The following is a 21,254-nucleotide window of genomic DNA, read 5'->3' on the forward strand; positions in this document are numbered from 1 at the left end:
GCGAGCGAACGCGTCGTATGGACGAACGGACCGCGCTGGGGCTGCTCGGCGACCGTCTGTCGGCGGCGGGCGACGACGCCGCAGTCCTCGACGGCCAGGTCGTCACCACCGACATGCTCCACGACCGGACGGACTTCCCCGACGGGACGACCCGCTACACCGCCGGCTGGCGCGCCGTCGGCGCCTCCCTCTCGGACGTGGCCGCGATGGGCGCCGACGCCACCGCCGCCGTCGCCGTCTACGCCGCCCCCGCCTTCGACGAGGCGGAACTCGCCGACTTCGTCGACGGCGCGAGCGAGGTCTGTGCGGCCGTCGGCGCCGAGTACGTCGGCGGCGACCTCGACCACCACGACGAGTTCACCGTCGCCACCACCGCGCTGGGCGACGCCGACGAGCCCGTCCGACGGTCCGGCGCCGAACCCGGAGACGCGGTCTGCGTCACCGGCACGCTCGGACGGAGCGGGGCCGCCCTCCGACTGTTCGACCGGGGCGGCCCCGGCGACATCGAGCGCGCCAACGACCTGTTCCGGTTCGAACCTCGCGTGGCCGCCGGCCGTGCGTTGGCCGGCCGGGCGACCGCGATGATGGACTCCAGCGACGGGCTGGCCCGTTCACTCCACCAGCTCGCCGAGGCCAGCGGCTGCGGGTTCGCCGTCGAGTCCCCACTCCCGATCGACCCGGTCGTCGACGAGGTGGCCGCCGACGCCGACGACCGGCTGGAGCTGGGCGCGTTCTTCGGCGAGGACTTCGAACTCGTCTGTACGGTCCCCGAGGAGGCGCTGTCGGCTGTCCGCGCGGACGTGTCTGTCGAGTTGACCAGGATCGGCGCGGTCGTCGAGTCGGGCGTCACGATCGACGGCGAGTCGCTCCCGGATCGCGGGTACACTCACTGAACCGCTGTTTTTCGCCGGTCGTCGCGGTGGCACGCGCGAGCGACCGCTCACCCGGCCAGGATCTCGAAGGGCACGGGCGTGAAACAGAGCAGACCGAGCGCGAGCGTCAGGACGCCCAGGGCCCGACGACGGGGACCGATCGGGTCGTCGCGGATCGGCGTGGCGGGGCCGGCGTAGGCCAGCCCGGCGGCGATGACGCCCCAGACGACCCAGAGGACGACCGCGTTGGTCGCCTCCTGTGCGAGATAGAGATAGCCCGCGAGGCCGAAGAGGGCCGCCGGGACCGCGGCGGCGACGGTCTCCTGGCGGGGGCCGAGGATCGCGCGGACGATGTGGCCGCCGTCGAACTGCCCCACCGGGAGGAGGTTCAGGAACGTGACGAACATGCCGACCCAGCCGCCGAAGATGACTGGGTTGGCCGCCAGCCCCGGGTCCGGATAGGAGAGGGGCTGGCCGGTCAGCTCGGCGAGGATAACCAGCAGGAGTGGGTCGTTGAACCGGATCGCGCCGCCGCCGCTGGCGACGCGCTCGGGGACCGTGATCGGGTCCAGGAACAGCCCGATCACGGTCACGACGACCGTCGCGACCAGGCCCGCGAGCGGGCCGGAGACGCCGATGTCGAACAGCGCCTTCCGGTCGGGGATGCGCCCGCGCATGCGGATGACCGCACCCATCGTCCCGATGAGCGAGGGGAACGGGATGAAGTAGGGGAGACTCGCGTCCACGTCGTGGTAGCGGATCATGACGTAGTGGCCGAACTCGTGGACAGCCAGCACGCCGAGGATCGCGGCGGTGAAGGGCCACGCCTCCAGCAGGGCCAGCGGACTGTCGAGCTCGACGTAGTACCAGATCGACCCGACGTACAGCGTCGACAGCACCGTCAGGACGAAGAAGACGAGGTTCGTCCACGGGATCCCGTCGATGTGGGGCGAGCGGGGTTCGGCGACGAGGACGTACTGCGGGCGAGTCGGCCCGAAGCGACCCTCGACGGCCGGCCGCTCGTCGAACGGTCCGGACGACTGAGCGCGGGTCGTCAGCGACACGTCGTAGCCCGCGTCGCGGAACAGGCCCCACAGCTCGCGCTCCAGAACCTCGGCGGACGCCAGCGGCGTGCCCAGGTAGTAGACCGTCTCGTCGTCGACGCGCACGTCGGCGACCTGGAAGACCGACTCGACGTCCTCGACCGGCGGCCCCTCCGCCGGCGTGCGACGCTCGTCCATCGACCGTCGGTTGGATCCTCCCGAGTATAAATCCCGGGACACCGCCGGCGACCGACCGATCCGCCGGAGCCGACGGTCGCGTCACCGAGTCGGCGACGCCGGCCGCGCCGCTGGGCCGGTCGGACGGGAGGAAGCGGGTCGGAACGCCCGCGCTCGGGCGTCCAATCAGGGACGGGGTTGCGGTGAACGGATGGGTGGTGTTCGGTGTTCGGAAGTCGGTGCGTGTGGTGGGGTGCGGACGGGGTCGCCGTCCGGGGATGTGTGGGTGCGTGGGTTCGGGGCGTGGGTGTGCGGTGGAGCCCGGTCGTCGTCAGGCGACTTCGACGCGCCACGTGGTCGCGCTCGTGTAGGACCACTTCTCGACCTCGAGCTCGGTGGCCGAGTCGCGGATCTTCACCATGAGCGCGCCGATCTCTTTGGGCGACAGGCCGACTTCGTCCGCGATGAACTTGCTCTTGAAGTACATCTCGCCGTCCTCGGCCTTCTGGCGCAGATACGCCTTGAGTCGCTGTTCTTTCGACGGCGCGTCGTCGTTGGAGGGCTGGAGTATCGAGCTCATGTTGACACCTCGATTTGCTCTGTGGCCGGTAAGCCCATATAAACGGAGGAAGCTTCGGGTGGCTTCGTGTCGTTTCACGAACTACACGGGAAAATCGGCCGATGTTCGAGTTTTTAGGACGTTTTCCTATCCGCTTAGACGTTTTATAAACTGCGCAGAAACGTCGAGACGTTTTTGCACTTCGACCGCACGGCCGACCGAAAAACCGACGCGAAACGCGGATTCAGCCCGATGTTGCGGAAATGGTTGCCGGTTTCGGGCGGTCGCAGGGGGACGAGCGCGCCGGCGGGCGTCCGGGGTAGTGAGTGGTTGGGAGCGGTATCGCGGGGACGGCGACGACACGCTCGGCCGTCGCGGCTTGACAACCCTTAAGACGGCATCGTGGCTACGCCGTCCCAATGAAAACAGTCGTCTCTATCGGCGGGAGCGTCCTCGTTCCGTCGGTGGGTCCGGAGCGAGTGCGGGCCTACGCGGACGCGGTCGAATCGCTCGACGCCGACGGTCACACTCTCGGGACCGTCGTCGGCGGCGGCCCGACGGCCCGCGAGTACATCGGGGCCGCCCGCGAGCTGGGCGCCAACGAGATCGAGCTGGACCAGCTGGGGATCGAGGTGACTCGACTCAACGGCCGCCTGCTCATCGCCGCGCTCGACGAGCGCGCGGCGCCGACCCCGCCCGAGAGCTACGAGACCGGGCGCGAGGCCATCCGTCGCGGTGACATCCCGGTGATGGGGGGGACCGTCGCCGGCCAGACCACTGACGCCGTCAGCGCCGCCTTCGCCGAGTACGTCAACGCCGACCTGCTGGTCTACGCCACCAGCGTCGACGGCGTCTACGACGCCGACCCGGGTGAGGACCCCGACGCCGCGAAGTTCTCGGAGATCACCGCCGACGAGCTGGTCGGGCTGATCGCCGACCTGGAGATGGACGCCGGCAGCAACGCCCCCGTCGACCTGCTGGCCGCGAAGATCGTCCAGCGGTCGGGCATCCGCACGGTCGTCCTCGACGGGACCGACCCCGCGGCCGTCGAGCGAGCGATCCGAACCGGCGACCACGACGGCACCGACGTGGTCCCCGAGGGCGTCGGGGCGGCGCCCGCCGAGTGGAGCGACCGATGACCGAGCGACGGGCGACCCACCGGGGGCGAACCGCATGAGCGAGACCGGCGACGACGCCGGCACCGACGGGCCGAGCGCCACCTCGACGGCCGACGAGACCGACGCGCCCGGCGCGACCGAGACCGCCGACGACACCCGCCCCGACGAGACCGAGGGCGAGGACCACTACGCCTTCTGGGCCGACGAGGTCGCCGACGCCGTCGAGGCCCGCGACCCAGAGGAGCCGATCGTGATCAAGGGCGGTATCTCCCCCTCGGGGGTCCCGCATCTCGGTAACGTCAACGAGATCATGCGCGGCTACTTCGTCGCGGAGGTGCTGCGCGAACGCGGGTGGGAGGTCCGGCAGGTGTTCACCACCGACGACCGCGACCCGCTGCGCAAACTCCCCCGCAAGCTCGCCGATCTGGACGGCAAGATCGTCGACCTGGGCGACGTGAACGCCGGCGCGCTCGGCAAGAACCTCGGGCACGCGTACACGGAGATACCGGACCCCTTCGGCTGCTGTGACTCCTACGGCGAGCACTTCTCGACGCTGATCGCCGAGTCGGCCGAACTGCTCGACGCCCCCATCGACGTAGTCTCGACGACCGAACTGTACGAGTCCGGCCGCATGGACGACGTGGTCGAGCACGTCCTCGCGAATCAGGACCGGGCGCGCGAGGTGCTCTCGGCGTACCAGGACAAGGTCGACGAGGACTACGTCCCGTTCAACCCCTTCTGTTCGGAGTGCGGGAAGGTGACCGAGACCGTCACTGCGGTCGACGTGGACGCCCGCGAGGTCGACTACCGCTGTACCGACATCGAGGCCGGCAACCGCACCATCGAGGGCTGCGGCCACGAGGGCACCGCTACCTTCCGCGAGGGCAAGCTCCCCTGGCGCTTCGAGTGGCCCGCCCAGTGGCAGGTCCTCGGAGTGGACTTCGAGCCGTTCGGCAAGGACCACGCCGAGGGGTCGTGGCCCTCCGGCGTCGACATCGCCGAGAACGTCCTCGACATCGAGCCGCCCGAACCGATGGTGTACGAGTGGTTCACCCTCGACGGCGACCCGTTCTCCTCTTCGGAAGGCAACATCGTCCTCGTCCACGACGTGCTGGAGACGCTCGAACCGGAGGTGTTGCGCTACTTCTTCGCAAAGGACCCGAACAAGGCCCGGGACTTCAGTATCGAGCGGCTCGACCAGCTCGTCGACGAGTTCGACCGCGTCGAGCGGCTCTACTACGACGAGGAGTCGGGCACCGAGCGGGAGGAACGGCGCGCCGACCGGGTCTATCCGTTCCTGAGTTCGCTGGCCGACGTGCCGCCCGCGGCGCTGGCCGCGAGCGACGCGTTCGACGTGAGCGACGAGAGCGAGGCGGCGACGCTGGCCGCCGACTTCGACCGCAACGACCCCGAGGACCGTCGGCGCCGCCGGGAGTTCGTCGACGGCGAGTTCGCGAATCGGGTGCGCCTCCCCTACACCTTCGCCGCGGTCCTGGGCATGTTCGACGACGAGGACGCCCGCGCGGCGACCGCCCGCAAGGAGGGCCACGTCGCCGACGACGACCCCGAGTGGGCGGTCGACGACGCCTTCGGTCGCGTCGCGCTCGCGAGCGAGTGGGCCGACCGCACCGACAACGAGTACAACTACACCGTCTCGCGGACGGAACTGCCCGAGGTGTCCGTCGACGAGGCGACCGCCGCTGCGCTGGACGACCTGGCCGACTTCGTCGCGGAAGGCCGCGACGGCGAGGCGATCCAGGGCGAGATCTACGAGACGGCAAAGCGCCACGACGTCGAGATCGGCGACTTCTTCGGCGTCGGCTACCGCCTCTTTTTCGACGAGGACGAGGGGCCGCAACTCGGGTACTTCCTCGGCGATCTCGACCGGGAGTTCGTCGTCGAGCGACTGCGACGGGAGCGGTAGACCGGCCGCCAGTTTTCCGAGGTCCGGCGTGTTCAGTAGGCGTGCGAACCCACTTTTTCCAGCGGAGAGTTCCTCGCGGCGCTTCGCGCCGCTGCGGGAATCCTCCGCTGGAAAAACTTGGGGAAAAAGGCTGAATCCTCGCTTCGCTCGGATTCAGTGAATCGCGCTCGCTTCGCTCGGATTCAGTGAATCGCGCTCGCTTCGCTCGCGCGAATGCTACTGATCAGCCTATCACCTGTACTGAGCATCCGCGCCGGATGGAGTGAGGCGCGGTTCACCGAACCGAGCGAAGTCGTTCGAAAGACGGCACAGCCGTCTTTCGTGATGACGAGAGAGCGTCGCTCTCTCGAACCACGAGGTTTGGCCTTTTTCACCCATGTTTTTGCCGGAGGGGTTCCCGCAGGGAGCGCAGCGACCGAGGAAACCCCTCCGGGAAAAAGATGGTAACCAAACCCTCTTGACGGGGAGGCCCCTGCAATCGGGTAATGGTAAGCCCGCTGTACTGGGTGCTCGCCGCGATCGTCGTCTTCACCGCGGGGACGATGGCGCTGCAGGCGAGGGGCAAGCTCCCCGATTCCGTCCGCGTCTCCGGCCCGATCCTGACGCTGCACACGCTCCGGGGCCGGCAGTTCCTCACGTGGCTCGCCACGCCCAAGCGGCTCTGGCGCGCCTGGGGGAACTTCGGCGTCGGGATGGCGCTGGTCACGATGGTCGGCATGTTCGTCGCCGTCTTCAACGCCGGCTGGCAGGCGATGCAACAGCCCGAGGCCCAGCCCGTCCAGAACCCACAGAACGTGCTGGTCATTCCAGGGGTCAACGACTTTCTCCCGCCCGCCGCCGCCCCCGAGATCGTCCTCGGCCTGCTCATCGGCCTCGTGGTCCACGAGGGGGGCCACGGCCTGCTCTGTCGCGTCGAGGACATCGACATCGACTCGATGGGGCTGGCCTTCTTCTCGTTTATCCCGGTCGGCGCGTTCGTCGAACCCGACGAGGAGAGTCGCCTGCGAGCGAACCGGGGCGGCCAGACCCGGATGTTCGCCGCCGGCGTGACCAACAACTTCCTCGTCGCGTTCGTCGGGTTCCTGCTCCTCTTTGGCCCGGTCTCGGGCGCCATCGCGACCGCGGCCGGCGTCCCGGTCGGCAACGCCGCCGCCGGGTCGGCCGCCGACGAAGCCGGTCTGGAGTACGGTGACCTCGTCACCGAAGTCGAGGACGAAGCGATCGCGAACGTCTCCGAGTTCGAGGCCCGGCTCGCCGCGATAGAGGGGCGGTCGGTCGACCTCACGCTGAAGAGCGGCGAGACGACCACGCTCGAACGGAAGCTCGCGCTCGTCCGGTCGGTCCCGTCGGTGACCGACGGCATCGAACCGAACCAGGACAACGCGACGATCGTCGAGGCGGTCAACGGCACGGCCGTCTACACCGAGCGCGGCTTCGCCGAGGCGATGGCCGGCCGCGGGACGGCCACCCTCGAGACCAGCCGCGGGACGACGACGTTCCCCGTCGGCGCCTACGGGCTGGCCGTCGAGAACGGCCCGCTCGCGAACGCCTCGGTCCCGGCCGACGGGACGGACGTGATCGTCCGCTCGGTCGCCGGCGAGCGCACGCCCAACGCCTCCGCGTACGGCGACGCGGTCGGCGGTCTCGAACCGGGAGAGACCGTTGAGGTGCGGGCGTCGGTCGGCGGCGAGTCCGACACCTACGACGTCACGGCGGGCTGGGACGGTCCCGGGGACGCGCTCGGGCTCCGCACCCAGCAGGGCTTCAGCGGCATCGCGGTGACCGACGCCGGCATCGACGTCTACCCCGCGGCGCAGTTCCTCGCCTACCTCGGCGGGTTCAGCGGCGACTGGGGCGGGCTGTTCTCCGGGCAGTTCCTCCAGCAGATGTTCGTCGTGCTCCTGTTGCCGTTCCTGAGCACTCTCGGACTCGGATTCGGCTACAACTTCGCCGGGTTCGTCCCCGACGTGGCGAACTTCTACACGGTGGCCGGCCCGCTCGAACCGCTCGGCGGCGGCGTGTTCATGATCGCGAACATCCTGTTCTGGACGGCCTGGGTGAACCTCAACCTCGGCGTGTTCAACTGCGTGCCTACCTTCCCGCTCGACGGCGGGCACATCCTCCGGGCGTCGGCCGAGTCGCTGGTCGCCCGCCTCCCCGTGGAAGACGGCCGTCGCGCGACCACCGCGGTCACCGCCTCGATCAGCCTGCTGATGATCGCCGGCCTCTTTCTCATGCTGTTCGGGCCGCAACTGCTCAACTGAGCGGGCTCCGGCCGGGACCCTCGCGGACGCCGGCGACCGCCCGCATTCGCGCTCGCCCGGCGCGGCCGGGAACAACAAGTTTCCTAAACTGCGATCGCTAACTCCCGGTATGGTCAGACGCGAGCCGCCGCAGACGGAGGAAGGCTGGTACGCCTTCCACGACCTCAGGACGGTCGACTGGGAGGCCTGGCGGGACGCCCCCGAGCGCGTCCGCGAACGGGCGCTGGACGAGGCCGTCGACTTTCTCGGGTCGGCCGAGGCCGTCGCCGACGCAGAGGAGGGCGACTCGGCACTGTACGCCGTCGTCGGGCACAAGGCCGATCTCATGGTCGTCCACCTCCGGCCGACGCTGGCGGACACCGAACGCCTCGAACGGCGCTTCGAGCGCACCGAGTTCGCGCAGTTCACCGAACAGTCCTCCTCGTACGTCTCCGTGACGGAGGCGTCGGGCTACAGCGAGCGCGCCCGCGAGTACTTCGACGGCGAGGTCGACGACGACTCGGGGCTCGCTCAGTACATTCAGTCACGGCTCCACCCCGAAATCCCCGACAGCGAGCACGTCTCCTTCTACCCGATGTCGAAACGCCGCCAACCGGGACAGAACTGGTACGACCTGCCCTTCGAGGAGCGCGCCGAGCACATGGAGAGCCACGGCGACATCGGCCGCGACTACGCGGGTCGGGTCTCCCAGATGATCACCGGGTCGGTCGGCATGGACGACTGGGAGTGGGGCGTCACCCTGTGGGCCGACGATATGACCGACGTGAAGGAGCTGCTCTACGAGATGCGCTTCGACCCCTCCTCCTCGAAGTTCGCCGACTTTGGCCCCTTCTACGTCGGCCGGAAGTTCCCGCCGGCGGATCTGGACGCCTACCTCGCCGGCGAGTCGGTGCCGACCGCCGACGCGACCGACGAGTCGACCGGCGAACGGGTCGCCCACGCGAGCGCCTCGGGCGCCGGCCACGACGGCAACGCCGGCGGCGGCCACGGCGCCCGGGGCGACGGCGAATCGGTCGACCCGCCGGCCGAGAGTCACGCAGGGGGCGCAAGCGACGGCGAGACGGAGTCGGTCAGCGAGTCGAGCGAGGGCGGAGCCGGGGGTCGGCCCGCGGCGGCCCAGAAGGACGTGGACGCCGCGGAACTCGACGCCGACGAGGCCGCACAGACGCTCGCGAACTTCGGCGTCTACCCCGAGGAGTACGGCGCGGGCGACTACGCGCTGGTCTGTTACGCCGACGCCGACGCCGAGGACCTCGTCGACGAGGTCGACGGTCTCCGGGGCAACTTCGACCACTACGACACCCACGTGCTGACGAGCGTCCGCGCCAACCAGGGACAGACGGCGATCGTCAGCGTCTGGGCCAACGAAGGCGCCGCCGACACCGCCATCGGCTTCCTGACCGACATCGACGCGGTCACGCACAGCGCCCGCGGCCCCCTCGGCGACGCCGGCGAGGCCGGCCGCGAGGGCGAGGCGGGAGCGAGCGGCGCCGAGGGCGGCGACGCCGAGAGCGACACCACCGCTGCGGACATCCGCGCGGAGCTCGCCGACGAGGGCGTCTACGCCGGCCAGCCCCACGGCGAGGACGTGTACGCGCTGGTGCTGTACTCCGAGGCCGACCCGGAGACGCTCGACGCGGAGGTGTCGGACCTGCGCGAGGGCTTCGACCGCTACGACACCCACGTCAAGACCGCCGTCTACGGCGACGTGGCCGAGGACTCGGACACGATCGCCGTCGTCAGCCTCTGGGACACCGAGAGCGCCGCCGACACCGCCGCCGACTTCCTCACCGATCTGCCGGGGATCGTCGGCCGCTCGCAGGACCGGGCGGGCTTCGGCACGATGGGGATGTTCTACACGGTCAAACCCGACTACCGCGAGGAGTTCGTCGACACGTTCGGGACCGTCGGCGGACTGCTCGCGGAGATGGACGGCCACCGCGAGACCGCGCTGCTGGCCAACCGCGAGGACGAGACGGACATGTTCATCGCCAGCCGCTGGGACGCGAAGGAGGACGCGATGGCCTTCTTCCGCTCCGAGGACTTCCGCGAGACCGTCCAGTGGGGTCGCGAGGTGCTGGCCGACCGGCCGCGCCACGTCTTCCTCGCCTGAGCGGCGGGGGCGGTTTTCGAGCGCTCCGAGCGCCGACAGCTACAAGCCCGCGATGGTCGAACGCCGAGCCATGACCGGACCAGGAGCCACGAGCGGACGAGTCGCGGACGGCGTGGCGGTCGTGACCGGCGGCGCGCGCGGTATCGGCGAGGCGACGGCTCGGCGACTGGCCGAGGAGGGCGCGGACGTGGTCGTCGTCGACGTGCTGGGCGAGCGCGCCGAGACCGCCGCCGAGGCGATCGCCGCGGATACCGGCCGGGAGACCCTCGCTGTCGAGTGTGACGTGGGCAAGGAAGCCGCCGTCGAGGCGATGGCCGAACGGGTCGCCGATCGCTTCGGTGGCGTCGATATCCTCGTCAACAACGCGGGGATCCGCGTCGACCCGAACCCGGTCACCGAGGCCGACGAGGACAGCTGGGACCGCATCCTCGCCGTGAATCAGAAGGGCGTCGCCTTCTGTGCGAAACACCTGATCCCGCTGATGACTGGAGGCGGGGGCGACACTGAAGGGGCCGAAGGCAACGGCTCGGTCGTCAACGTCGCGTCGATGGGCGCTGAGGTGGGCCGTCCGGAGTGGGCGCAGTACGACTCGACGAAGGGCGCCGTCGTCGCGATGACGAAGGACATGGCCTGCGACCACGCGCCGGAGGGAGTTCGGGTCAACGCCGTCTCGCCGGGCTACGTCGTCACCGAGTACCACGAGCCCGACGACTCCGAGGTGGCTCGCGAGTACCGCGAGGAACAGACGACGCCCAGCGCCGACGGCCCGGGCATCCTCAAGCGTGCGGCCGACCCGCGGGAGATCGCCGACGCCGTCCTCTTTCTGGCGTCCGACGAAGCGTCGTTCGTCACCGGGACGAACCTGCGGGTCGACGGCGGCGTCTCGGCCGTCGGGACCGGCTTCGATTGGGACCCCGCTCAGGACCGCTGACCGGTCGCCCACAGGGCGAGCGTCAGCGCCGTCGCGGCGACGAGCGCGGCCGCGAGCAGCTGGAACGCGACGGTGAAGCCGGCGGTCTCGGAGAGGAAGCCGACGAGAGCGGGCGAGACGGCGCCGGCGACCATCAGCAGCGTCCTGACGACGCCGAGGCTGCCGCCGGCGACCGATTCGGGGGCGATGTCCATCATGTAGGCGCCGCGGAGGGGTCGAGAGCCGTGGGCGCCCAGTCCGAGGAGGACGACGGCGCCGCCGAGGACGAGGGGACCGCCCGTCCCCGAGAACGCCAGCACCGCGACCATCCCGGCGGTGGCGACCGCGAGCGTCAGCGCGAGGACCGGCTCGACGCCGACGCGGTCGCTGGCCTCGCCGGTGACCAGCTGGACGAGGCTGACCAGAAAGAGCGCGCTGAACAGGAGGTTCGCCGTCGCCGACGACACGGCGGTCTCCTCGGTGAGATACAGCGGGAGGAAGGCCACGGCGCCGTTGTAGGCGAACGCGAAACAGACCGTGACGGCGACGAAGAGGGTGAATCGGGGGTCCCCGAACAGCGAGAGATAGACGCGCAGCGAAGCCGACGCCTCGCCCTCGCCTTCCTCGCCGTTCGGGGTGGACTCGGACGCACGAGCGCCCGTGGCGTCGTTACCGAGCCGTCTGGGGATCACGCGTGCGAACGCGGCGGCGAGGCCGACGCCGACGACGCCGGCCGCGAGGAAGAGCGTCCGCCAGGGGGCGCCGAGGACGCCGGGGGCCGCCGACGCGAGGACGACCGCGGCCGGCGCCGCGGCGCCGCCGAACGTCCCGAACGTGTCGAACACGCCCAGCGCGCGGCCGGTCCCGCGGGGGTACGCTCGCGCGAGCAGGCTGACGCCGACGGTCTTGTACGTGCCGGTGCCGGCGCCGATCAGGGCCATCGCGCCGACGAGGACGGCGAACGGCGCGTCGACGGCGAGCGCGAACGCACCGCCGGCGGTGACGAGTCCCCCCGCGGTGATCACCCGAACGGAACCGATACGGTCGGCGAGCAGCCCCGAGGGGAACTGCATCAGCGCGTAGACGAGCATCAGCGCCGTGAACGCCGAGCCGAGGACCGTCCGCGAGACGCCGTAGGTCCCCCCGATCGTCTCGAACAGCGGCGGGAAGGCGTACCGGAGGAACTTCCCGAGGAACCACACGAGCGCGGTCGCGACGAGCGCGTCGAAGCGCGCGAGTCGGCGCGGGATCACCGGCCCGACCCTCCCGGATCGGGCCGGACCCGCGAGCGCGACCGCGCCGGCGGCGCCGCTGGTCGGGGTCGCGACGCGGGCGCCGCCGGTCGTCGTCGTCGCGGAGTGGGCACTGCGGTTCGACACCGCTGGGATCGCACGATATCGGAGAAGGCGGACTCACGGTGAAATGCGTCCCGGTTCCGGCGAGGCCGACCCCGCCAGAGCCAAGGTACTCGCGGCCGAACTCGCTGTCGTGCCAGACGATAGCAACGAGGGGGACGAACGATCGAACGGCGGCCCGACGCCGACGGAGATGGACGACGCGCCGCGAGTGAGCTGTTCGCGCTGTGGCCGCGAGTGGGACCTGTCCTACGAACTCGACGACCTGGGCGTCGGCAACCAGGCCATCGAGCAGTTCGCGCTCGACCACAAGCGCCACACCGGCCACTTCCCCGACGACGTGACGACGTGGTTCGCCGAATGCCGCCGCTGTCCGGAGGGGTCCGAACACCTCGTGCGCCACGCGGCCGAGCGCTGGGCCAAAATTCACGCCCGCCACACGCGCCACTCGGTGGCCATCGAGCACGGCATCGACGACGAGACGACCGTCGTCGAACCAGCGGACGCGCAGTAGTTCGAACCGCGAACCGAACCGCAGAACGGCGGTCTCGACTCGAAGGCCGACCTCAGTCCTCGTCGTCTTCGGTCGTCGTCTTGTCGACGTCCAGCTCCTCGAAGTAGATCTCCGCGCCGTCCTGGGCGACCTTCTCGGCGAGCACGGCGCACTTGACGCGCATCGGCGAGATGTCGACGCCGAGCATGTCGATCACGTCGTCCCTGTCCATCTCCGCCAGATCCTCGACGGGCATGCCCGCGAGCTGCTCCGAGAGCATCGAGGCGGAGGCCTGGGAGATGGCGCAGCCGTCGCCGCGGAAGGCGACGGCGTTGATGACCTCCTCGTCGTCGTCGAGGACGACGTCCATCTCGATGGTATCGCCGCACATCGGGTTCTCGCCGACGTGGGTGAACGTGGCCTCCTCGAGTTCCCCGTAGTTACGCGGGTTCTTGTAGTGGTCGAGGATCTGCTGTCGGTACATATCCGAGCCGCCGATACCCATTGTCGGCCGTGGGTATGCCCTACCGGCGGAAAAGGATTCCGAGGGAGCGGTTGTCACGCGGCCGACCGATCTCGGAGTATACGTTCTATACCCCCCGATCGGTCGGCGGCTTCGCGGCGTGAATCTACACCGAAGTTTATTACCTACCGTCCCGGAAATACAGCACAACCACAGGGCAATGTTCGACCGAGTAAACGACGCGATATCCGGTGGTGGGTCGGGGGAGGTCGACGCGGAGCACCTCGACGGGTTGCTGCGCGACGGCGAGGAGCTGCAGCACGCGCTCGCCAACGACGGCACGATCGAGCACACGGAGGACGGTCGAACGACGACGATCGAATCGGGGGGCGGCCACGGCGCCTACATGCTCGTGACCGACGAGCGGGTGCTCTGGGTGCTGGGCGACCAGCCCGAGACGGCCGAGATCGCCTTCGAGATGAACCGGCTACAGACCAGCCACGTCCGCAAGGGGCTGATCAACAGCAAGCTGGAGGTCCAGACGTACGACGAGTCGGTCGTCTTCGACCCCGACGAGGGCGACGCCGAGGAGGCCGAGGACTACATCAGTAACGTCGGCTCGTCGTGGGCGGACATGTCGAGCGCGCTCGCGCAGGCCCGCGACGCAATCGCCGCCTACGAGGACGCCTGCGAGCGCGGCGCCGACCCCAACCAGCACGCGCTGGCCGCCCGCTCGCAGTTCTCCCAGGCCCGTCGGTGCGCCACCCGCGAGGACCGAGCGCCCGAGCAGAAGATCCGCGCCGAGATCCAGGAGGTCGTTACGGAACTGGCTCACACGCGCGTCACCTCGTGGCTCGACCGCGCACAGTCCCAGTACGAAGCCGTCGCGGCCGCGCTCGATGAGGACCGCTACGGCGACGCCTGCGAGGCGTACGTCGACGCCGCCGAGGCCGTCGAGGAGGCCCGCGACGTGATCGACGACGTCGACGACGTGCCCGAGGGCGCCGAGAGTCGACTGGACGCCATCGAAGCCGACCTCAGGGAGGCCGGCGAGCGGTTCCTCGACGACGCCGCCGGTCGTTGCGAGACGGCGCTCGACGCCGAGGAGGCGACCGTCGCCGTCGACGCCTGGGAGGAAGCGTTCGACCGCTACCGCGCCGCCGCCGACGCCGGCTGGAACGGCCACGCCCCCGTCTCCGAGGACGCGCTGGAGTACCAGCTCACCTGGGTCACCGCCGGCCTGCTGGAGGCGATGAGCGCCCACGCCGCCGCGCTCGAACGCGAGGGCGACGGGACCGACGACACCGACGAGGCCGGCGACTACTACGAGGACGCCGAGGCGTGGTTCGAGCGCGCCCGCGACCTCGCCGGCGAGCGCCCCCACCACGACGCCGACGACTACGAGGCCGAGCGCGACCGCCTCGAGGAGAAGCGCCTCGAGAGCGCCGGCTGGGAGTTCGGCGGCTAGGTCACCGCGCCACGAGGACCACCCGCATCGACTCGACCGTGAGGTCGCTCCCGTCGAATCCGCCGAGCAGCGCCACGTCGTCGAAGCCGCCGCGTTCACACAGCTCCCGAAGCACCGGCGGGGCGTACAGCCGGTTCTCCCACTCCATGGTGTCGATGTGCTCGTAGCCGTCGCCGACGACATCGAACACGTCCAGCGTCGTCGAGAACCGGCTCGTCTCCACGTCGAACTCCTGGCGGTAGACGGTCAACCGGTCGTCGTCCTCCGTGACCGTGGCCCCGTCGAGGTCGGCGACGAAGGCGTCGCGGTTGGACTGCTCGACCACGAGGGCGCCGTCCTCGGCCAGCAACTCGCGGGCGTCGGCCAGGACCGCCTCGTCGGTCTCGCGGCCGTAGTAGCCCAGCGAGTTCCAGAACACTGTGACCAGGTCGTAGCTCCCCGACAGCTCGTCCAGTTCGCGCATGTCGCGGTGGTGGAACTCCGTCCGGTCGGCCACGCCCCGGTCGCTCGCCCGCTGGCGCGCCCGGTCGAGGAACGGCTCGGAGAAGTCCAGTCCCTCGGCCTCGACCCCGCGGTCGGCCAGCGCGAGGGCGTGGCGGCCGACGCCGCAGGCCACGTCGAGCGACCGATCGGGCTCGCAGTCGAACTCGGCGGCCAGCAGGTCGAGCAGGTCGGCGACCTCCGCGTCGGCCGCCGCGAACATGTCCTCGAAGTGCTCCGCGAACAGGTCCGCCTGGTCGCGAAACAGGCGGTCGGCCCAGTGGCTCATGGCCGGTCGGTCGGCCCCGCCCGGCAAAAGTCCGGGGGCGCGTGGGATCGGGTCGCGCGGTCAGTCGTCGTGGGCCTGCTCGAACGGTCGCGGCGGCAACAGCAGGTCCTCCAGTTCGGGCATCGACTTGACGTTGTAGACGACCTGCAGTTCGTCGGTGACGGGCATCCCGTTGCAGGAGAGCTGGAACCCCTGGTCGAGCATCTCCTGGGGGAGGACGTGGTCGACGCGGGTCCGCACGTCGCCCTCCAGCACGATGATCGCGCAGTTCGCGCAGGCGCCGCCGCGGCAGGCGAAGGGCCACGCGAACCCGTGGCGCTCGGCGGCTTCCAGCAGCGACTCGCGCGGCCGGACCCAGAACTGGCCGTAGTCCTCGCGGTCGAGCCCGCCGTCGGCGGCGGTCTCCATGAGGTCCGGGTCGTCGAGGTCCCACCCGCGGTCGTCGAGCACCTCGTAGTTGAGGTACTCGACCCGACAGCGCTGCTCGCGGCGGGGTTGCTCCCCGTTCTCGGCGGGCGACGCCGCGGCTTCGGCCCGCTCGGCCGGCGATCGGTCTTCGCCCCCGTCCCCGTCCTCGCCGACCGCTTCGCTACCGCCGTCTTTGAGTTCCTCGTAGGCGGCCTTGACGAGCTGGAACTCGCGGGCCGACCCCCCGTGGTCGGGATGGGCGTCCTTGATCCGCTCCCGGTAGGCCTCCTTGATCTCCGCCTCGTCGGCACCCGGCTCGACCGAGAGAACGTCGAACGGCGACTCCACGCGCGCCCCTAGCGGCAAGAGGCGCATAAACCCCTCCATCTTTTTCGCTTGGGGGTATCCTCGCGCCCTTCGGGCGCTGTGGGCACCCCCAAGCGAAAACCATGGGTGAAAAAGGCCGAGCGCTCCCTTCGGTCGCGCTCGGAAGAACCGGCGCCGCCGGCGCCGGACGATGGTGCCGACCGCCACCGCAGAACCGCCACCGCAAACGCGACCGCTACCCTACGCGAACAGCTCTCGCGCCGCGTCCAGCGCCTCGACCAGTTTATCGACTTCTTCCTCGGTGTTGTAGATGTAGAAACTCGCCCGGGTCGAGGAGGGGATGCCGAGCTTGTCGTGCAGCGGCTGGGTGCAGTGGTCGCCGGCCCGCACCGCGACGGCGAAGTCGTTGAGGATCTCCGAAGCGTCGTGGGCGTGGACGTTCCCGAGGTTGAACGACACCAGCGCCGCCCGGTCGTCGCCGGGCGGCCCCAGAATCGTGATGTCGTCGAACTCCGAGAGGCGGTCGTAGGCGTATTCGGCGAGCGCCTCGCCGTGTCGCTGGACGTTCTCCATGCCGATCTCGTCGAGGTAGTCGCAGGCTTCGGCCAGCGCGATACCCTGGGAGATCGGCGGGGTGCCCGCCTCGAACTTCCAGGGGAGTTCGTGCCACGTCGACTCCTCGAAGGTGACCTTCTCGATCATCATCCCGCCGTAGAGGTACGGCTGCATCTCCTCCAGGAGGTGCTCTTTCCCGTAGAGGACGCCGATACCCGTCGGCCCGCACATCTTGTGGCCCGAGAAGGCGAAGAAGTCCGCGTCCATCTCCTTCACGTCGACGGGCATGTGCGGGACGGACTGGGCGCCGTCGATAAAGCAGAGCGCGTCGTGGTCGTGGGCGATATCGGCGATCTCCGAGGCGGGATTGATCGTGCCCAGCGTGTTCGAGACGTGGACGGCGCTGACCATCTCCGTGTCGTCGGTGACGAGCTCGCGCAGATGGTCCATGTCGAGGTAGCCCTCGTCGTCGACGCGGGCGTACTTGACCGTGGCGCCGGTCTTCTTGGCGATCTGCTGCCACGTCACGAGGGCGGCGTGGTGTTCCATCTCGGTCATGACCACCTCGTCGCCCGGTCCCAGCTCCGCGAGGCCCCACGCGTAGGCGACGGTGTTCATCGCCTCGGTCGTGTTCTTCCCGAAGACGACCTCTTCCCGGCCGTCGGCGCCGACGAAGTCGGCGACGCGGTCGTGGGCGTCCTCGTAGGCGATCGAGGCCTCCTGGCTCAGCTGGTGGAGCCCGCGGTGGACGTTGGCGTTGGTCGTCCGGTAGTAGTCGGCGATGGCGTCGACGACCCGGTCGGGCGTCTGGCTGGTCGCCGCGTTATCGAGATACACCAGCTGCTCCCCCGCGAACTCCCGTTCGAGGATCGGAAAGTCCCCGCGGATGCGCTCGACGTCGAGCGACTCCGGTTCTGACACTTCCATCAGTCGAAGGGAGGCGCTCGACGGGCAACATTCCTTCGGTTTCCCGAAAACTCAGTTCGCGCTCGGCGAACACCCGAGCGACCGGTCGTTTCAGATCCACCGACTGACCGGCAGGACGCCCCTGAGCGTCGTCACGAAGATTACGAGACCGGCCGCGAGTACGGCGAGTCCGATACCGAACGACGCGGTCGACGTCGCATCGACGACGGCCGTCACCCCGGAGACGAGGGAGACGAACCCGATCCCGAGCAACAGGAGCGTGCCGACGACGCCGAGGATCGCGTCCTCGACGGCGTCGTGGACGACCTCGTAGAGTTCGTCGTCGTCGAGTCCGGCCGAGACACCGCCGTCGGAAACCGGCCGGTCGGCCCCGTTCGAGGCCCCCGTCGGTTCGTCGCCAGGACTGTCCTCGTCGGTCATATACATGTCGACTCACCACGAGGTCAGAACCGTTCCGGTCGCGTCGGCGGTGTCGGTCGAACCCGATTTACATCCAGAGCAGCTGCGCGTGGCGCGTGCCGTCGAGGTCGAGGACGTTCTCCTCGTCGACGAAGCCGTGTTCGACGGCCAGATCGACGGTCTCCTCGCCGACGAGGTTGGCGGTCGTACAGCGCTTGAGGCTGTCGACCACTTCCTCCTCGCTGGCCTCATCGCCGTCGTAGAAGTCGGGTTCGACGGTCAGCGAGACGGAGCCGTCCTCGTAGGTCTCGCCCAGGTCCTCGGGGTCGCAGACCGAGACGAGCAGCCCCTCGTCGGTGTCCCGTTCGTTGAGCAACATCGCCTACTCCATCATCTCCGCCTCGGCCTCCTGGCGGAGTTCGTCGGCCTCCTCGGCCAGCTCCTCGGCGCGGTCGTCTTCGCCGAGTTCCTCGAGGGCGCGGGCCTTCTCTTCGATGATCTCGGCGTTGCGAAAGCCCAGGCGGATGGCGTTGTCGAAGGCGTTGCGGGCGTCCTCGGCGAGGCCGCGCTCCAGCAGGAAGAAGCCGCGGTTGTACCAGCCCTGGGCGAAGCGGGGGTCGACCTCGACGGCGCGCTCGGCGTGTTCGAGCGCCTGCTCGGTGCGGCCGGACTCCCAGAACGCGAAGGCGAGGTTCGTCTCGGCCGTCGCGGCGTGCTCGGAGTCGTCGTCGATGTTGAGCGCCTCGCGATAGGCGCCGATGGCGGCGTCCCACTCCTCCATCTCGGCGTGGGCGGCGCCCTTGTTCGTCCAGGCCTCCTGCTCTATCTTCTCGTCCTCGGCGAAGCGGGCCGCCCGTTCGAGGGCGTCGGTGGCCTGCTCGTAGCGGTTGATGCCGATGTAGCTCAGCCCCACGTCGAGGAGTTGGTCGGCGTCGACCTCGTCCGAGGCGAGGTTGCGCTCGTCCAGTTCGTCGGTGAGCACGCGCGAGTCGACGGGGTCGACCTTGTTCGTGTCGACCTGCAGCTCGGGCGGATCGATGTCGAACCCCTCGTAGGGGTCGCCGAAGCCCTGCCCGGAGGAGAACTCGTGGTCGTCCCGGTCGTCAGTCATACCCCGGGGTACGCGAGCCGAGCGGTTAAGGGCTACGTCCCGGGCTCGCGACCGGCTCGCGGCTACACCTGTCGGCCGGGACGAACGTCGGTGGCGTTCGCTCGGCTACCAGTGTCCGCCGCCCAACGCCCCGCCCGGTGGGCGGTCCGAGCCGTCGGAGTCGTCGCTCTCGTCGGTATCGTCGATCCCCTCGCTGCCGTCGCCGGACTCGTCGTCGGCTCCGCCGCCACCCGACGGCGGACCGCGAGCCGAATCGGACGCGTCGGCGCCCCGGCGGAAGAAGCCGACGAGCAGACTCAGGGCCAGGTAGCCGACGGCGAGGTAGGCGAGGGGGTAGCCGAAGCTGTTGCTCGGGTCGTACGGGTGCGTGTTCGCGGCGATCAGCCCGAGACCGACGACGACGACCGCGGTGCAGCGGCGGAGGGTCAGACGCAGGGCGGCGGAGTCGTCCATGCGGGACCGTGACGCCGCCTCGGAGGCTAAGTGTGACGGTCGACTCGCGGCGTGGACGCGGTCGTACCGAGCAGTCGGCGGTCGTGTCGGACGGCGCGGTCGGCAGTCGGGTGACCGGAGTCGACCACCGAGCGGCCCGTTCAGTTGCTCGGCGAGGAGTCGGAGGTGCCACCGTCGTCGGCGTCGTCCGCCGGCGGCTGGGGGTCGCGTTCCTCGAAGCGGTTCTCGGCGTACTCGTCGGATGGAACGTCGCCCTCGGACTGCGGGTCGGCGCCGACCGACCCTCCCATCGAGGCGTCGAGGGTGAGCCGCTCGCCGTGGAGCAGTTCCGGGAGGACGATCCGGACGCACTCCAGGATGGCGACGAAGACGATGGGCAGGAGGAAGAAGCCGTACCAGCCGAACAGGACGGGCCCGAGCAGGTAGGCGAACATGAGCATGATCCCGTCGAGGTGCCGACCGGAGATGTACGGCTGGAGGAACGTCTGCGGGAGGAAATCGAGCGCGAGGAAGTAGACGACGGCGGTGGCGCCGACGAACACGAGGGCGGACCCGCTCGACCTGACGGCCTGGACGGCCAGCAGCGCGAGCACCGGCACGTAGACGACCTTCCCGACCACGAGCGGGATCAGGCTCGCCGCGCCCGTCAGGAACGCCAGCACGGCGACCATCGGAATCCCCAGCCCCGCCGGGGCGAGGAGGTTCGTCCCGAGGTAGGCCAGGCCCGCGAGGCCGGACATGACGACGACGAACAGGAGGTTGCCGAAGAAGACCGACTCCAGGTCCGTGTCGACGGCCGTCGCGTACGCGTAGGCCACGGTGTTGGTGCCGCCGAACAGCTGCCGGAGCGCGTCGGCGATGTCGTCGTCGTACTTGAGGAGGAAATACGAGAGGGTGCCCGACAGGGCGAGCAACAGCAACGTGCTCGCGACGGCGGAGACGACGGTCCGCCCGGTCCGAAGCACCGTCAGGACCTTTTGACGGGGATTCGAGACGAACTCCCCGGGGTTCTCGAGCGCGCGCATGAACGACTGGCGCTCGGCGAGCGGGACGTCGCCGAGACCGAAGTACTGGCCCAGAAGCGCGACCGGGTCGACGGTCCCGGTCAGGAACCCCTGGAGCGCGAGGAGGAGCTGGTAGCCCGCGTACAGCGAGAGCGCGATCACCGGTACCAGCACGAGGAGGACGGTGATCCCGGCGGCGAGCCAGTCGCTGTCGACGACCGCGGCGACGCGGTCGTTGATCGGCCGCGTGGCGTAGTAGCCGAACACGCCGAGCACGAGCAGTCCGACGAACTGCCAGGCCAGGTACGCCGCGACGGCCGCGAGCAGCGCGACGAACAGCCACCAGCCGATCCGTGACCGCTCGAGGACCGTCCGGTCGTCGGAGTGTGCCATCGACCTCGTTTGTCGCTCGATACCGAAGGGACTGATGCCGGGAGATGCGTGGCGTGGTCGCTCGCGGTCGGTGCGGTCGCTCACGGGCGACCGCCGACGGCCCCGGCGAGCCGCCGAGTATCATCGGCGGGATCGTCCAACAAGAGTTT

20 protein-coding genes are annotated in these 21,254 nt (G+C 69.7%); 8 read left to right on the top strand and 12 right to left on the bottom strand.

Annotated features, from left to right (window positions below; translation table 11 throughout):
* Nucleotides 1-17 precede the first annotated feature (17 nt).
* Nucleotides 18-893 (top strand): thiamine-phosphate kinase, encoded by an 876-nt coding sequence (gene thiL / locus HZS55_RS05200; RefSeq protein WP_179910671.1) that lies wholly within the window; start codon nt 18-20, stop codon nt 891-893.
* 47 nt (nt 894-940) lie between these two features.
* Here thiL and HZS55_RS05205 read toward each other — a convergent pair whose 3' ends face one another.
* The gene (locus tag HZS55_RS05205; RefSeq protein WP_179910672.1) at nt 941-2,113 is read right to left on the bottom strand and encodes a site-2 protease family protein; all 1,173 of its coding nucleotides are present in this window, start codon (nt 2,111-2,113) and stop codon (nt 941-943) included.
* 310 nt (nt 2,114-2,423) lie between these two features.
* On the bottom strand, nt 2,424-2,672 hold the full coding sequence (locus tag HZS55_RS05210) for a DUF7123 family protein (RefSeq protein ID WP_179910673.1): 249 nt from the start codon (nt 2,670-2,672) through the stop codon (nt 2,424-2,426).
* Nucleotides 2,673-3,070: 398 nt separating this feature from the next.
* Here HZS55_RS05210 and pyrH point away from each other — a divergent pair, with 398 nt between their 5' ends.
* From pyrH to HZS55_RS05235, 5 genes are all read left to right on the top strand, one after another.
* The gene (gene pyrH / locus HZS55_RS05215) at nt 3,071-3,790 is read left to right on the top strand and encodes a UMP kinase (RefSeq protein ID WP_179910674.1); all 720 of its coding nucleotides are present in this window, start codon (nt 3,071-3,073) and stop codon (nt 3,788-3,790) included.
* Between the two features lie 34 nt (nt 3,791-3,824).
* Nucleotides 3,825-5,693: a lysine--tRNA ligase gene (gene lysS / locus HZS55_RS05220; protein ID WP_179910675.1), complete on the top strand. Its 1,869-nt coding sequence runs from the start codon at nt 3,825-3,827 to the stop codon at nt 5,691-5,693.
* A gap of 485 nt (nt 5,694-6,178) precedes the next feature.
* Nucleotides 6,179-7,957: a site-2 protease family protein gene (locus tag HZS55_RS05225; protein WP_179910676.1), complete on the top strand. Its 1,779-nt coding sequence runs from the start codon at nt 6,179-6,181 to the stop codon at nt 7,955-7,957.
* A 109-nt stretch (nt 7,958-8,066) separates the two neighbouring features.
* Nucleotides 8,067-10,070: a heme-binding protein gene (locus HZS55_RS05230; RefSeq protein WP_179910677.1), complete on the top strand. Its 2,004-nt coding sequence runs from the start codon at nt 8,067-8,069 to the stop codon at nt 10,068-10,070.
* A gap of 70 nt (nt 10,071-10,140) precedes the next feature.
* Nucleotides 10,141-11,001 carry an SDR family NAD(P)-dependent oxidoreductase gene (locus tag HZS55_RS05235; protein ID WP_179910678.1) on the top strand — a complete coding sequence of 287 codons (861 nt, stop codon included), beginning with the start codon at nt 10,141-10,143 and terminating at the stop codon, nt 10,999-11,001.
* Here HZS55_RS05235 and HZS55_RS05240 read toward each other — a convergent pair.
* On the bottom strand, nt 10,989-12,233 hold the full coding sequence (locus HZS55_RS05240) for an MFS transporter (RefSeq protein WP_179911795.1): 1,245 nt from the start codon (nt 12,231-12,233) through the stop codon (nt 10,989-10,991). The genes HZS55_RS05235 and HZS55_RS05240 overlap by 13 nt on opposite strands.
* Before the next feature lie 295 nt (nt 12,234-12,528).
* Between HZS55_RS05240 and HZS55_RS05245 the strand changes: the two genes are divergently transcribed.
* A complete protein-coding gene (locus tag HZS55_RS05245) occupies nt 12,529-12,849 on the top strand; it encodes a hypothetical protein (protein WP_179911796.1) in 321 nt (106 codons plus the stop codon).
* Between the two features lie 52 nt (nt 12,850-12,901).
* Here HZS55_RS05245 and sufU read toward each other — a convergent pair whose 3' ends face one another.
* A complete protein-coding gene (sufU, locus tag HZS55_RS05250) occupies nt 12,902-13,333 on the bottom strand; it encodes a Fe-S cluster assembly sulfur transfer protein SufU (protein ID WP_179910679.1) in 432 nt (143 codons plus the stop codon).
* A gap of 178 nt (nt 13,334-13,511) precedes the next feature.
* Here sufU and HZS55_RS05255 point away from each other — a divergent pair, with 178 nt between their 5' ends.
* Nucleotides 13,512-14,759, top strand: a complete 1,248-nt coding sequence (locus HZS55_RS05255; RefSeq protein ID WP_179910680.1) for a hypothetical protein — start codon at nt 13,512-13,514, stop codon at nt 14,757-14,759.
* Between the two features lies 1 nt (nt 14,760).
* Here the strand turns inward: HZS55_RS05255 and HZS55_RS05260 are convergent, their stop codons facing one another.
* The 8 genes from HZS55_RS05260 to HZS55_RS05295 all read right to left on the bottom strand — a co-directional run bounded on the left by HZS55_RS05260 (nt 14,761) and on the right by HZS55_RS05295 (nt 21,105).
* Nucleotides 14,761-15,528: an SAM-dependent methyltransferase gene (locus tag HZS55_RS05260; protein ID WP_179910681.1), complete on the bottom strand. Its 768-nt coding sequence runs from the start codon at nt 15,526-15,528 to the stop codon at nt 14,761-14,763.
* A gap of 60 nt (nt 15,529-15,588) precedes the next feature.
* On the bottom strand, nt 15,589-16,284 hold the full coding sequence (gene fer / locus HZS55_RS05265; protein WP_179910682.1) for a ferredoxin Fer: 696 nt from the start codon (nt 16,282-16,284) through the stop codon (nt 15,589-15,591).
* 219 nt (nt 16,285-16,503) lie between these two features.
* Nucleotides 16,504-17,745 carry an aminotransferase class V-fold PLP-dependent enzyme gene (locus HZS55_RS05270; protein WP_179910683.1) on the bottom strand — a complete coding sequence of 414 codons (1,242 nt, stop codon included), beginning with the start codon at nt 17,743-17,745 and terminating at the stop codon, nt 16,504-16,506.
* 90 nt (nt 17,746-17,835) lie between these two features.
* Nucleotides 17,836-18,165, bottom strand: a complete 330-nt coding sequence (locus HZS55_RS05275; RefSeq protein ID WP_179910684.1) for a hypothetical protein — start codon at nt 18,163-18,165, stop codon at nt 17,836-17,838.
* 67 nt (nt 18,166-18,232) lie between these two features.
* Nucleotides 18,233-18,523, bottom strand: a complete 291-nt coding sequence (locus tag HZS55_RS05280) for a DUF424 domain-containing protein (RefSeq protein WP_179910685.1) — start codon at nt 18,521-18,523, stop codon at nt 18,233-18,235.
* A 3-nt stretch (nt 18,524-18,526) separates the two neighbouring features.
* Nucleotides 18,527-19,255, bottom strand: a complete 729-nt coding sequence (locus HZS55_RS05285) for a tetratricopeptide repeat protein (RefSeq protein WP_179910686.1) — start codon at nt 19,253-19,255, stop codon at nt 18,527-18,529.
* Nucleotides 19,256-19,360: 105 nt separating this feature from the next.
* A complete protein-coding gene (locus HZS55_RS05290; protein WP_179910687.1) occupies nt 19,361-19,708 on the bottom strand; it encodes a hypothetical protein in 348 nt (115 codons plus the stop codon).
* A 140-nt stretch (nt 19,709-19,848) separates the two neighbouring features.
* The gene (locus tag HZS55_RS05295; RefSeq protein WP_179910688.1) at nt 19,849-21,105 is read right to left on the bottom strand and encodes an AI-2E family transporter; all 1,257 of its coding nucleotides are present in this window, start codon (nt 21,103-21,105) and stop codon (nt 19,849-19,851) included.
* Nucleotides 21,106-21,254 lie beyond the last annotated feature (149 nt).

It is taken from the genome of Halosimplex rubrum, assembly GCF_013415885.1.
Taxonomy (GTDB): domain Archaea; phylum Halobacteriota; class Halobacteria; order Halobacteriales; family Haloarculaceae; genus Halosimplex; species Halosimplex rubrum.